Origin of the sequence: Paenibacillus sp. FSL H7-0735, assembly GCF_038008505.1 — a bacterium.
GTDB lineage: Bacteria > Bacillota > Bacilli > Paenibacillales > Paenibacillaceae > Paenibacillus_AQ > Paenibacillus_AQ odorifer.
In genome coordinates, this window is record NZ_JBBOZH010000002.1 from 762545 (window position 1) to 776486 (window position 13942).

The 13942-nt window shown below is 43.3% G+C and carries 12 protein-coding genes; 3 read left to right on the top strand and 9 right to left on the bottom strand.

Going from position 1 to position 13942, the window contains the following annotated elements; all coding sequences use genetic code 11:
• Nucleotide 1: 1 nt before the first annotated feature.
• From NSS82_RS30990 to NSS82_RS31010, 5 genes are all read right to left on the bottom strand, one after another.
• Nucleotides 2–868: a CheR family methyltransferase gene (locus NSS82_RS30990; RefSeq protein ID WP_051491113.1), complete on the bottom strand. Its 867-nt coding sequence runs from the start codon at nucleotides 866–868 to the stop codon at nucleotides 2–4.
• Nucleotides 869–947: 79 nt separating this feature from the next.
• Nucleotides 948–4616, bottom strand: coding sequence for a response regulator (locus NSS82_RS30995; protein ID WP_036680346.1), 3669 nt, complete (start codon nucleotides 4614–4616; stop codon nucleotides 948–950).
• Nucleotides 4617–4618: 2 nt separating this feature from the next.
• Complete coding sequence (locus NSS82_RS31000) at nucleotides 4619–5785, bottom strand: SpoIIE family protein phosphatase (protein ID WP_038573328.1); 1167 nt, start codon at nucleotides 5783–5785, stop codon at nucleotides 4619–4621.
• Between the two features lie 237 nt (nucleotides 5786–6022).
• On the bottom strand, nucleotides 6023–6547 hold the full coding sequence (locus NSS82_RS31005) for a hypothetical protein (RefSeq protein ID WP_051491114.1): 525 nt from the start codon (nucleotides 6545–6547) through the stop codon (nucleotides 6023–6025).
• Between the two features lie 59 nt (nucleotides 6548–6606).
• Nucleotides 6607–7113: a DUF948 domain-containing protein gene (locus tag NSS82_RS31010; protein WP_036680224.1), complete on the bottom strand. Its 507-nt coding sequence runs from the start codon at nucleotides 7111–7113 to the stop codon at nucleotides 6607–6609.
• A gap of 189 nt (nucleotides 7114–7302) precedes the next feature.
• On the opposite strand from NSS82_RS31010, the gene NSS82_RS31015 reads away from it, so the two are divergent.
• The gene (locus NSS82_RS31015; RefSeq protein ID WP_036680225.1) at nucleotides 7303–7470 is read left to right on the top strand and encodes a DUF1328 domain-containing protein; all 168 of its coding nucleotides are present in this window, start codon (nucleotides 7303–7305) and stop codon (nucleotides 7468–7470) included.
• A 223-nt stretch (nucleotides 7471–7693) separates the two neighbouring features.
• On the top strand, nucleotides 7694–8071 hold the full coding sequence (locus tag NSS82_RS31020) for a hypothetical protein (RefSeq protein WP_036680226.1): 378 nt from the start codon (nucleotides 7694–7696) through the stop codon (nucleotides 8069–8071).
• Between the two features lie 221 nt (nucleotides 8072–8292).
• Here NSS82_RS31020 and NSS82_RS31025 read toward each other — a convergent pair whose 3' ends face one another.
• Nucleotides 8293–9372 (bottom strand): C40 family peptidase, encoded by a 1080-nt coding sequence (locus NSS82_RS31025; RefSeq protein ID WP_036680227.1) that lies wholly within the window; start codon nucleotides 9370–9372, stop codon nucleotides 8293–8295.
• 203 nt (nucleotides 9373–9575) lie between these two features.
• Complete coding sequence (locus tag NSS82_RS31030) at nucleotides 9576–10445, bottom strand: cation diffusion facilitator family transporter (RefSeq protein ID WP_038573333.1); 870 nt, start codon at nucleotides 10443–10445, stop codon at nucleotides 9576–9578.
• A 133-nt stretch (nucleotides 10446–10578) separates the two neighbouring features.
• On the opposite strand from NSS82_RS31030, the gene NSS82_RS31035 reads away from it, so the two are divergent.
• On the top strand, nucleotides 10579–10764 hold the full coding sequence (locus tag NSS82_RS31035; protein ID WP_036680230.1) for a hypothetical protein: 186 nt from the start codon (nucleotides 10579–10581) through the stop codon (nucleotides 10762–10764).
• A 325-nt stretch (nucleotides 10765–11089) separates the two neighbouring features.
• On the opposite strand, the gene NSS82_RS31040 is transcribed toward NSS82_RS31035, so the two are convergent.
• Both NSS82_RS31040 and NSS82_RS31045 read right to left on the bottom strand, forming a co-directional pair.
• Complete coding sequence (locus NSS82_RS31040; protein WP_038573336.1) at nucleotides 11090–12715, bottom strand: ABC-F family ATP-binding cassette domain-containing protein; 1626 nt, start codon at nucleotides 12713–12715, stop codon at nucleotides 11090–11092.
• Between the two features lie 155 nt (nucleotides 12716–12870).
• Nucleotides 12871–13836: an MBL fold metallo-hydrolase gene (locus tag NSS82_RS31045; protein WP_076104191.1), complete on the bottom strand. Its 966-nt coding sequence runs from the start codon at nucleotides 13834–13836 to the stop codon at nucleotides 12871–12873.
• Between the last annotated feature and the right edge of the window lie 106 nt (nucleotides 13837–13942).

The following is a 13942-nucleotide window of genomic DNA, read 5'->3' on the forward strand; positions in this document are numbered from 1 at the left end:
GTTATTTTATGTTACGGTATATTTTTTCTACTCTGTCCAAAGACTCATAACAATCGCTGTACTTCGTAAAGTGAATGGATTCTTTAGAGCCTAGAACAAGTATTCCAAAACGACTTAAACTTTCATGAAACAAGCCGTGAACATGATCACGCAGCTCATCATTGAAATAGATCATCACATTGCGGCAGAAAATAACATTAAACTCATTAAAAGAAGTATCTGTAGCTAAGTTATGCTCAGCAAATATAATGTTTTTGCGTAAATATGGCTGTAAAATAACCGAGTTATACTTCGCTGTATAGTATTCAGAGAATGCCCGGGTACCTCCCGCCTCCAAATAATTCTTAGTGTATTGCTTCATTCTGCTAATATCATAGACGCCTTCTTTAGCCTGCTGTAAAGAACGCTCATTCATATCTGTGGCATAAATCCGAGCCTTATCGTAAAGCCCTTCTTCATGAAGCAGGATGGCCATAGAGTATACTTCTTCACCAGTGGAGCATCCAGCATGCCAGATACGAATATAGGGATAAGTCCTCAACAACGGAACTACCTTCTGGCGAAACGTTAAAAATAACCCCGGGTCCCTAAACATTTCGGTGACCGGAATGGAGAGACTATAGACAAATCGTTCAAAACAGGCACGATCATGCAGCACCTTTTCTTGCAGCGCGGATATGCTGTGTACATTCTCCGCATGCACATGATGCCAGATACGCCGCTTCAAAGAAGGCAACGCATAATTCCGGAAATCATATCCATATAAACGGTGTACTCCATCAAGGAGCAGCTCGATCTCAATTTGCTCCAACTCGTCACTTCCTACCATAACGGGCTGCTCCTCATATCCGTGTTCTATCGCTTTCATTGTTATCCCGACTCCCTTATTAACACACCGTAATTCTAGTCATGTTAGTTCTTAAAAAGGTATTACCCCAAATTTGAGTTTACGAATACAACCAGACACGCATTAACGAAAGAAGTTGACCTGTTGCGATCGGTTTCTTCATATAATCAGAAGCTCCCGCTTCAATACATTTGGCACGATCCTCTTTCATTGCTTTGGCGGTAAGCGCAATAATAGGCAGTTTCTGATATTGCGGCATTTCACGGATTCGGCGCATAGCTTCATATCCGTCCATTTCCGGCATCATCATATCCATAAGCACGAGATCAAAATCTTCTTGCTCTACCAGCATTTCCAGCGCTTCACGTCCGTTCTCCGCAAACTTCACTTCCATGTGGTATTCTTCCAGTACACTAGAGAGTGCAAAAACATTACGAATATCATCATCGACGAGCAGTATTTTCTTCCCTTCGAATAACTCTTCCTTGTTATGCAGCTTCTGCAAAATTTTACGTTTATCTTCCGGAAGATTGGCTTCTACCCGGTGCAAGAACAACGTTGTCTCATCCAGTAGTCGTTCCGGAGAACGAACATCCTTGATAATTATGGATTCAGCATACTTGCGGAGCTGTGTCTCTTCTTTGCTATCTAAATCCTTACCTGTATAAATAATAATAGGAAGATCGTTTAATTCCTCATCATCACGAATCTGATCCAGCAGTTCAAAGCCGTTCATATCCCCAAGCATAAGATCCAGAACCATACAATCATATCTCTGCTTGCGCAGCTCCATCAGTGCCTCATTGCCGGTTGATACCGCGGTAATAGCTACATCATCATGACCAATCAATTCCATAATGGAACGACGTTGAATCTCATCATCTTCTACAATCAGAAGGTACTTCACAGTGCTGGACGTATAGTTCTCAATTTGTGAGAAAGCCCGCTCCAATGCTTCTCTTGAAGATGGTTTTCTTAGATATGCCATAGCTCCCATCATCAATCCTTGCTTCACTTCATCGTTCACTGAAATAACATGAACAGGAATGTGACGGGTCTGAGATGCACTTTTCAGCTCTCTAAGAATGGTCCAGCCGTCCATTACAGGCAGCTGTATATCGAGAATAATCGCATCTGGCAAATAAGTTTTTGCCATCTGCAGTCCAATATCGCCTTGAAGCGCTACTAAGCCTTTAAATCTGCGACCACGAGCCATGTCTAGCAAGATTTTCGCAAAGCTTTCATCATCTTCAATAATAAGCAGGACTTTGTCATTCGCCGTCAAATTGTCACGGTCATCCTCAATTGTCAGTTGTGGAAGGGGTACGTTAACGGCTGCTGGCACTAAGGTTGGAAGCATGTCTCCAATATATTCATCATATGTTGAATCCTCTTTGGACACAGCAGCTTCTATTTCTGCAGGTTGTTTACTGTAATTTGCCTTCACCGGCAAATACAAAGTGAAGGTACTGCCTTGCCCCTCACGGGATTCGAGCACAATAGCTCCACCCATTATACGAACCAATTCACGGCTGATCGACAATCCCAGGCCCGTGCCTCCATATTTACGGCTGGTTGTTCCGTCTACTTGCTGGAAGGCTTCGAATACAATATCTGTTTTGTCAGCCGGAATACCAATGCCACTGTCCTTCACAGCAATAGCAATATATTCATTATCACTCGGCAGATTTAGTGGCAAGAGATTTGTATCTGCCGGGCTAACTGAAAACTCGATAAAACCTTCGGTTGTAAATTTAAAGGCATTGGAAAGCAGATTTCTTAAGACCTGCTTCAACCGATGACTATCGGCAATTACGCTATCTGGCAGCGGCTCGTTAAAGGCTATCCGTAAGGAGAGTCCTTTTTTGAGCGCCTGTGGAGCAAAATTCTGCTTCACAAAGCTTTTCAGCTCAGTCAGTTTAATTTCTTCATGATTCAGTTCCATTTTTCCTGCATCAACCTTGGACAGGTCTAAAATTTCATCAATCATCTTAAGCAGGTCAGCACCTGACATATAAATCGTATGGGCAAATTCAACCTGCTTCTCCGTTAAATTACCATCCTTGTTCTCGGTAAGCAGCTGGGACAAGATCAGCAGACTGTTGAGCGGCGTCCGCAATTCATGGGACATGTTCGCCATAAATTCTGATTTATACTTACTAGTCACGGATAATTGCATAGCCTGTTTCTCTAGCTGAACCTTAGCATGCTCAATTTCATCTTTTTTCTCCTCAACCTCCTGCACTTGCTCCTCTAGTGCACGAGTCTTGGCGACGAGTTCCGTATTGTAATGTTCCAGTTCCTCCTGCTGACGTTGCAGCAGTTCTTCTGAACGCTTAAGTGCGTCCGTCTGCTCTTCCAAGTTCTCATTGGAACGACGCAGTTCTTCTTGCTGAGTCTGCAGCTCTTCTGACTGACATTGCAGTTCTTCCGTAAGTGCCTGTGACTCACGCAGTAATTTCTCTACAATCAGACGACGACTAATATTATTGAAAATAATGCTTAAATTATTCGCAAGTTGTTGCAGCAAATCATTTTTCAGACTGCTAAATGGCTGGAATGAAGCGAATTCTACTACACCGAGCAGCTCGTCTTCAAAAATAAGCGGATGAATGGAAATATATCCTGGCTGTGAATCCACAAAGCCGGATTTCACGGAGATATAATCTTCAGGAGCCCGCTCCAATCTGATTGGGTGCATATCAAGCGCACTTTGTCCTACGAGTCCTTCTCCAATCACAAAACCTTCCTTTGGTTTCTTATCGCTATCTACTGCATAATAACCACTGCTTCGCAGAAAATCGGGACGGTTAGCATCCTTTAAATATACTGCCCCAAACTGGGCTCCCAGCACAGGGGTGAACTCGTTGATAAAGGTCTGTGAGACCTGATCCAATGAGCTAACTCCCCGGAGAAGTTCTGTCACCTGAGCAACATTTGCATTCAGCCAGGATTGATCATTCTGCGCCTGTGCATAGGCCTGTTCCATTTGCTGTTTCTCTTCAAGATCTAAAGCCATTTTCTTAAAGACAAGGGCAACCTCACCAATCTCATCTTTAGAAGTAACCTTGATGCGCCTTATAGCCCGAATTCTGCCGTTGCCGAAGCTGGTAATCATCATCGAAACGACGTTAAGCCCCCGCGTAATGCTTGGAATGATCCATAGAACAACTCCAAGTCCAAGTAGTAGACCCACAATCATCATCAAGATGACCATCTGAGTAGAGCTTTGATAGGCATCTTTAGCTTTTGCGCTCTCTTCATTCATAATAAAGGCATTATAATCAGAGAGACTGTTCAGAGCGTTTAATACCGCATTCTGAATCGCTTGTCCCTCTGTGTTAGAATACGTGCTGGCATTCTGGAAATAACCAGCTGATAGCAGCTTCAATATTTTTTCCTGATAATTTAGATAGATCGTATAAGAATCATCAATTTGAGTAACGATCTGCATCTCTTCAGCGCTAGTCATTGATTCTTTTATTTTGTCGTAGTGCTCATTCGCCTTAGCTATTTTTTTATCAATCTCTTTTTTTTGTGATTCTACCGTTGATGTATCAGCGCTTAACATGGTCGTCGTTAATATTCGCGCCATATCATTCACTTCTCCACGCATACCTGAAGAAGAACGCCCCTTCATATATCTATCCTGGTAACCCTCAAGCTGACCATTCATATAATCCAAACGATCGTATCCAATCATAGTAAGTGCCAGCATAATCGCCAGCATCGCACTAAAACCAATTAAGAGTTTAGCCTTTATTTTCATCCTCATTCTGTTCCCTTCTTCAGTGAGATCCACACTATACATTTGTCATCGTCACGCTCTTTAGGAACATCAGCATTGAAAAAAGCAGCCCGTATAGTTTCTTCCTTCCATTCATGCTCAACATTTAAATGCTTAATCATGAACTTCAGCTGCTCTTCCTGTTCACCCTCAACCAGCTCCAGCAGACCATCTGTATAGAGAACCAAATGCCCTTCATCTTCGTAGGTCAAGCTCTGAGGCTGAATATCAATCCGTTCAAACAGGCCTACAGGGTGACAATTACTTTCCAGCAAGACCGGAGTCTTAGCTGTGCCCTCAAAAAACAGCGCAGGTGGATGCCCAGCGTTAACATAGTCAATACGCTTTATACGAGTGTCAATCACAAGATAAATCGTCGTAAAATAGTATTGAATCAGCTTTTTCTCAATATAAAGTTGGTTAAACCTTCGATTGAGTTCCTGAATTACCTTTTCCGGCTCTACATAGGTAGTTACCGTATCCTTTAATACTGACGCAAGGAACATGCAAAAAAGAGATGATGATATACCGTGTCCCATAATGTCTAGGAGGATTACGCCATATCGGCCATCCCCAAGGGGATACCACGCATATAAATCACCTGCCAATTCAGAGGAAGGCTGATAGATAGCATGCACCTCGAAATTCTCTTCCTGCAGCGGCAGGCTGAGTACAGCATTCTGCACAAGCGCAGCCAGTCTCAACTCCTCCTGGATTCGCTGATCCCGTTCTTTATGCCAATCTTTCTCACGTTTCAACCGCAGAGCAAGCCGAATCCGGGCCATTAGCTCCACTTTATTAATAGGTTTCGTAACATAATCTACTGCACCTGCATCCAGCGCTTCGGCCAATTTCTTAGAATCGCCTACAGCTGTAACCATTATTATTGGAATATCCTTAAGATGTTCGTATTGCTGCACAACACGACATGCTTCAATCCCATCCATTTCTGGCATCATCATATCCAGTAAAATCAGATCAATATCTGACATCCGGGGACGTCCATCTTCACTCCCAGAACCGATTCCAAGCCGTTCCAACATCTCTTTGGCAGAAGATGCGGTTACGAAATTTCGGTAATCTTCTTTTTTCAGGATTTCACGGATAATGATAACATTAGTCGGATTGTCATCCACGATTAAGATTCTCATCATCTTCACCTCACACGAATAGTATTACGACCGTAAAATTCTGCAAACCTACTAACTATATCATACGCTATTTTACAGTGTTATTTCTATTTTCATAATATGTAAATATAGTCATAGGATCAATTTACGTATTCAGCAAAGTAACCTCCAGCCCCACTATACCTAGTGGTTCTGGAGGTTACTCTATTCTAAAGACAGCCTATGTTTATTAACCAATTTGCTCAAATATGAAACACATTAGGAAGAAATACTATCAAATAAATCAATTCCTTCAAATTCACCCGCCAAATTTCGATATATTTTGAGTGCATTATTCCCTCTCATATATACATCCCCATCTTCAGCTATAAAATACGGTTTGCCCAAAGTATCTTGCAAATTATCTCTTACAGGATCGATTTCTACACCATCTACATGTAAACCAAACTGCCGTGCTTGCGGAGGTGAAACATGTACATAAAGTACCATCCCCTCGCCCACACCCACTGTCACATCTGCGTAGTGGTACTCCACCGTCTCTTGTAATGGATCATTTGTCACCGCAAGTGGATTGCCTTTGGCCAGAAACATTTCTTCCTTTGTGGCATATAAAGCAACACCTTGCAGAGAATCAAAGTCATTGATATATGGGCTGGATTCTGAAGCATGTTCAAATGCGAGAACCGACTTAGGTTGTTCAATAAAAGTAGCGATAGGCGCCAACTGTGGAGACGCATCAAAGTATGGGAAAAGAAGACCAAATAAAAGGATCATCATGTTCATGTTGTGTCCCACCTTTCTTATCTGCAGCCACCGATTACAGAAGCTTTACTATCTTATGCTTAATGACGAAATTTCTTCCAAAGAGTTGCAGCTACGTCTACACCTTTTAGCACTGTAGCTATTTTTCCCGGTGACTTCTCAGCATAAATGGCATCATAGGAGTTAACAGTACGTTCTTCAGCAGGAGTTAACGGAGCTTCTTTTATAGAGACTTCCTTACTCTTCTCCTTCAGCTCACGCGATTTACGATATTTCTCAATCACTGTGACTGACACTTGTTTGACCGTTAAGGTCAGCTCATTCATGACATCACCCAGATTCTTGACAGAATCGATGACTGGGTCAATCTTTTGAATCTTATGCTGTACATCGGCAGTGATTTCATTTGCGTGTCTGACCGTCGTTTTCACTTCATAAGTAAGCTCATCCATCGTCTTCTGTACTTCCACCAAGGTTTGGCTGACTTTGTCGAGTGAATCCTTTGCCGACTTTAAGGTTTTAATTAAAAAGAAAACAAGTACTGCGAATGCAATTGCGACGAGAGCTACACTAAGTTCAATGATCATATTCATAACCCCTTCCATATCTCATAAATATCGGCTAATCAGCCTTGTATACTGCATAGTTACCCCTGGTCCCATAAGCCGAAACATCTTGTCGAGTCTTGTCAAGAGTCCCTCTTCCCTTTTGTTTCAAAATCAAAGTCCCCGTTTATACAATGACTACATTAATCAAAAAAGGATAGGTGATATGTAATGTTAAAATGGTCCGCAATACTACTTGTAGTCGCAGTAATCGCCGGAATCTTTGGTTTCTTCAACCTTGTAGCCGCCGCCGCTGGTCTTGCTAAGATCCTGTTCTTCGTCTTCCTGGTTCTGTTTGTAATTTCTCTCTTCACGGGACGCAGAGGTAGATCTATGTAGTAGCCCCTCATTTTAATGGTGTGACTGTCGTATCCCTCCCATATCTATCCATATATCTTATTCATCATGCAGAAAGTATAGGTCATTCCTGCACGGATGTCACTTGAGAAAATAAGAAATGTTGGATGGGTGGTTCATCACGCATCATTTACGTTTACTAGCATATTAGCAAACAGCGCTTTTGGAAAAAAATACATCCAACCCCCACTAGGAGGAACCAAACATGAAAAAAATCGCCAGCCTTACAGTAGCCTTAGGACTTATGGCTTCCATTGCTGCTACAGCTTCAGCAGCTGAAGTAACTAACACTACTACGGATCCTGCAACCGTAACTGGAAGCACTTACAGCAATTCTTTTGAAACAATTATCACTCCAGCGGATATGATTCCAGCAACACCACAAATAGTGCTGACCGAGAAAACACCTTTCTACTTTTCCGTCGGAGGTATAATTCCAGCAGGCTGGCTTGGCGTTCAGACTCTTGATACAACAGGTGAAGTTATTTCGGACACTTGGGGTAATGAATGGAGAGAAATCTACACTTGGCTAGGAAAAGCATGGGTTAAGGTTCCTGTAACAGCCAATGTGATCTTACCTTAATTATCAATATGCGAAAAAAGGGTGTCCCAAGAGCCAGAAAAATGGCCGATGGTACTGCCCTTTTTTTATGTGGAGAGTACATATTCTAAACAGATAAAACAGGAAGAGCTACCCCTTCAGTAGAGAATTCTACTAAAAGGATAGCCCTCTTGCGCGTACGCCCGCCATCGTTCACCCGTCACAAACATGCGATGCTGTCGCTTCCTGCATTTTTCATATATTTAGCGAATGACCGAACCTCCGTAGAGAAAACGATTCATCCAAGAAGCGCTTAGTTTATCTACTCTTACCCCGCCTGAAGCTACGGAATAAGTTTGTAGAACTTGTCCATCTCCTAGATACATAGCAACATGCGATATTCTAGCTGTAGATTTGTCGATTCCCTCATAAGCAGAAGCAGAATTCCCCTTATAATCCATAAAGAACATTAAGTCGCCGCGCTTCAAATTGGAAATAGACGTAACCATCGTACTATTCGACTTCACCCAATCTCCTTGTTGACGGGAATCCGCCGGCAGTTTGAGATTCGCAGCATCCATAAAAATTTGCCGGATGAAGTCCGAGCAGTCAAAGGTTCTTGTATCATTTCTGCTGGAGCCATACTCATAAGGCGTTCCTAGATATCCCATGCCTGCAGCAATTACCCGTTCGATTTGGGCTGAAGCCCCCGGTGTTGTTATAGGCGGATTGGGTGTAGGTGTAGGTGTAGGCGTTGGTGTAGGCGTTACCGTTCCAGATCCCCCACCGTTTCCTGAAAGTGTACTATATTGATCACTTGAACTTATATATCCGATGCTACCATCCGCCGCTTTAACTTGATACCAGTAACTGTTAGGCTGTGCCAGAACTTCTACTTTTTCTCCCTTATTCAAAAGCTTCATTACTTTTCCGCTTGTTGAAGGTGAAACCCGAAGATTCACACCATACTTAATGGTGCCAGTTTGTGCCGATGGTGTCGTTACTGAAGCAGAGGATACGCTGATATACTTATCTCCTGCACTTGTATAACCCACTGAACCATCAGCCGTTTTTACTTGATACCAATAGCTGTTAGGCTGCGAAAGGATCTGCACTTGATCTCCCTTTTGCAAGTACTTCACTATTTCTCCGTCAGTAGAAGGGGTGCTGCGAAGGCGAACACTAGCCTCGATTACACCTGTTTGAACGGCTGAAGCTGCTGTAACTGAATTAGATGAACTTGAGGCTGCCGCTGCTTGTCCAGGAGCAGATACTCCTAAACCTGCAACAATTGCAGCAGATACTAACAAAGATGCTGTAATTTGCTTATGTGATTTGATCATACGTTCCCCCAAATTCCATGATGAGATTTCAATAAAGGATTGTACTACATTATTCCTTTATGCCCTCATTATAGGCTTGCCCGGGATTTGGAACATGCTCCAAATTTCACATATAATCATGCCACTTTATGGTAACATACAGGTCTAAAGTCTTGATTTCTCCTTGAATATGTGTGTTTTTCCCTTAATATAGCATTTTTAATTTATTTTTTAGGTTCCACGTGCACCTGCACATTCATAATATTATGCATTTTGCTCATTCTTTCTTCGATGGAATCACTTATTTCATGACCTTCCGTCACAGAAATATTCGCATCCACCTCCACTACAACATCCACATGCACATGATTACCATGAACCCGTGCCTTCACATCTTTAATCTCTTCTACTCCCGGCGTTCGAGCAATCGTACTGCGTAGATCCATCAATTTATCTTCATCAAAGCCATCGGTAAGCCGATAGGTCGAATCACGAAAAATATCCCAAGCAGTCTTGGAGATAATGAGTCCGACAAGAACAGCCGCTGCGGAATCAATCCATGGCAAACCAAACTGTGCGCCTACAATCCCAACTGCGGCTCCAACACTGACCATAGCATCAGAAAAATTATCCTTAGCCGCTGCCATAAGTGCCCCACTGTTAATTTGCTTGGCCAGTCTTTTGTTATATATATATACTCCCATCATAGCCACTGCACATACAATAGCCACCCCTGCCGACCAGAGCTGTGGCGTTTCTTTTGTACGATCGAAAAAGGACCGCACCGCCTCTACAATCACTTGAATGCCCACTACCGCCATGATAAAAGAAGCCAACAACGCCGCTACGGTCTCTGCGCGGAAATGCCCATAAGCGTGGTCAGAGTCAGGTGGCTTCCGCGAAATCCGTAAACCCACCAGCACAGCTATGGATGCCACGATATCTGTTAAATTGTTGACCCCGTCCGCTACGAGTGCGCTAGATGCAAATAAATAACCGCAAACCAGCTTGAATGATGATAGGATGAGGTAAGCCGCTATGCTAACCCAAGCTCCTCGTTCCCCTTTACGTATATCTTCGTAAATATCAGTCATCTTGGCTCCCCCTCTTTTTCCCCGATTATTTAAAATACGGAAAAGAATTCTTTCAATTATTCTTGCCCTTGTGGCAGCATTTAAAAACAATTAGAATAAAGTGTAAGGACTTGCTTCGAAGGAGGTTATCATAATGAGCGAAAGCAACGATAAAGGAAAAATCAACTTAGCGGAAGCTATCCGTAAAAAACTGGAGCAGAAGAAACAACAATCTTCCTCCAAACCTGGATCCACATTTCAGGCTGGTTCCGCCAAACCGCTAAAAAGCCAAAATAACAAAAAGCCTAACAACCAACGCCGTCGTACTGGCGGATCTTAGTATTTACTTATATTTAAACATAAACGGCTGCGAATCCCTCGGGGAAACGCAGCCGTTTATACGTTCGTCCTGCCTGATAGGATGGATTAGAACTCTTCAAATTCATAACTGATTCTCTTTATTGTACGATTAGTCAGCTGAAAACATGCGCTTTGGAAAACTCAAGGGCTAAAGACTCCCGTCTTAGAAGCCCCGCGTATACTCTCCGTAGAATTCTACTTGTTAATAACTTTTCAAAATCGAAATTATAAAGACAGCTACCCTGATCCTAAAAGGATTAGAGTAGCTGCTTCATGGGTTCCTTCCGCATAGCGGAAATTAAATATTATACTTCTACAGGATACATGCGCTGGCGCATTTCCTTAATTTCTGGATTCTCCAAATATTCATCGTAGCTCATGGAGCGGTCAATTACACCTGTAGGTGTAATCTCGATGATGCGGTTAGCAATGGTTTGGATGAACTGATGGTCATGGGAAGTGAATAGAATCGTGCCATCGAAATCGATCAGCCCGTTATTCAGTGCCGTGATGGATTCCAGATCCAAGTGGTTGGTTGGTTCATCGAACACAAGCACGTTTGCGCCGTTGAGCATCATTTTGGCCAGCATACAGCGAACCTTCTCGCCCCCGGACAGCACGCTTGCTTTCTTCAGTGCTTCTTCTCCGGCGAACAACATACGGCCCAAGAATCCACGCAGGAAAGTTTCGTCCTGATCTTTAGAATACTGGCGTAGCCATTCTACAAGATTCATTTCTACACCATCGAAATAGCTGGAGTTGTCTTTCGGGAAATACGCTTGAGTTGTAGTTACTCCCCATGTATATTCCCCCGCATCCGCTTCTTGCTCACCCATGATCACATCAAACAGCAGTGATTTAGGCTGGGAGTAAGGGCCCACAAAAGCAATCTTATCCCCTTTGTTTACTACAAAGCTGATTTCATCAAGAAGCTTTTCACCTTCAACCGCTTTGGACAAACCGCTGACTGTCAGCAATTGTTTACCCGCTTCACGTTCAGGTTTGAAGTTGAGGAACGGATATTTACGGTTGGACGGACGAATATCGTCCAGTGTAATTTTCTCAAGTTGTTTCTTACGTGATGTCGCTTGTTTAGACTTGGAAGCATTGGCCGAGAAACGCTGGATAAATGCCTGCAATTCCTTGATTTTATCTTCCTTCTTCTTGTTCGAATCACGCTGCAAAGCTTGTGCAAGCTGACTGGACTCATACCAGAAGTCGTAGTTGCCGACGTACATTTGGATTTTGCCAAAATCAATATCCGCAATATGCGTACATACTTTATTCAGGAAGTGACGGTCATGGGATACGACGATAACAGTACCTTCATAGTCCATGAGGAAGTTCTCTAACCAGCCAATAGATTCGAGATCCAAGTGGTTGGTAGGCTCATCTAGCAGCAGGTTATTTGGACGGCCAAACAAGGCTTGCGCCAAGAGTACCCGTACCTTTTCATTGCCGCTCAGTTCGGCCATTTTTTTGTCATGCAGTTCACGCATAATTCCGAGACCAATCAGCATGGCAGCTGCATCTGGCTCAGCATCCCAGCCGTTAAGCTCAGCGAACTCACCTTCAAGCTCCCCTGCACGCAGGCCATCCGCTTCTGTGAAATCGGACTTCGCATAAAGCGTGTCCTTTTCTTTCATAATTTCATAAAGGCGTGTGTGACCCATAATTACGGTCTCAAGTACTGGGAATTCATCATACTCAAAATGGTTCTGTTTGAGTACTGCGAGACGTTCGCCTGGTGTAACATGTACCTCACCGGTATTTGCTTCGATCTCACCAGACAGAATTTTCAGAAAGGTTGATTTACCGGCACCATTGGCGCCAATCAAACCGTAGCAGTTACCAGGGGTGAATTTTATGTTTACATCTTCAAAGAGAGCGCGTTTTCCGTAGCGGAGTGTTACGCCGCTTGTGCTAATCATTACGCATTACCATCCTTTTCACTTAGGGTTTCGGCTCATTATAGCATAAATAGAGAGCAAAAAGCCCGTAAAATAGCCTTTTCAGCTGTTCTCTCCAATACTAAAGTTATTCCAGCTGCTGTACAGAGGTCGCCAGTAAGGAGGAATTTTTTCAATTATTGTCCAGTTATGCGATTCTCGGGTTGTATAACAAGCGTTTCACCATAACTGAGCGTACGGATTCTTTCTTCAGAAATACCTTGTTTAAGCCGGGCACTTTCCATCCGATCCAGCGCTTCCCGGGCCGTATCATCAGCAAGTCTATAGGTGCCGTAATGCATCGGAATCATGGTCTCCGCTCCAACATCTACAAATGCTTGTATAGCCTCTTCAGGGGTTACATGCTGCGAGGTCATGAACCACTCGGGTTCATAAGCTCCAATCGGCATGAGTGCAACATGAAGCTTATAGCGGCTCCCAATCTCCTTAAAACCCGGAAAATAACCGCTATCTCCTGCGAAATACAGGTTTGGGGGCAGCTTGTCGCTATCCGATTCGATCGGCTGCAGAATATATCCTCCCCAATGCGAAGTATTCGTGTCCCAAGGCGTTCTCCGCGTCCAGTGCTGAGTCGGCACGAAGGTAAGCTTAATTTTACCCAGCGTATTTTCCTGCCACCATTCCATTTCTATGCAGTTGCGAAATCCTTTGCGGAGCATCTTTCGTTTCAAGCCTATAGGAACAACAAGGGTTGTCCCTGCTCTATATAATTTACGGATAGAAGCCATATGCAAGTGGTCATAATGAGAGTGCGAGATCAGAATCAGGTCAATGGGAGGCACTTCGCTGAGCGGAATCCCGGGTTGCCCCAATCTTTTCTCAAAGCCTAGTCTTCTCGCCCAGATTGGATCAGTAATGATATTCATCCCTTCATATTGAAGGAAAAACGTGGAATGCCCAATCCACGTAATGGTAGTCTCCAGCCGATTCTCCGCCAGATAAGCTAACCTCGGTGGCGTACTTGGCACTACATATGAATAATCTTTTTTCTTCCGTCGACGTTCCTCCCGCCACTTACGAAACTCTTTAAGTGTTTTATCGGTACTCACATTGTCGAGGTTATTGTAGCGAAATTTAACCATAGAGCACCTCATCTTTAGAAGTTTGCCGAGCACGCTTTACTTTAGCGAATATAATACAACTATATTGAACGGCAGAGTATTTTGCAAAATATACAAGTTACTTGGT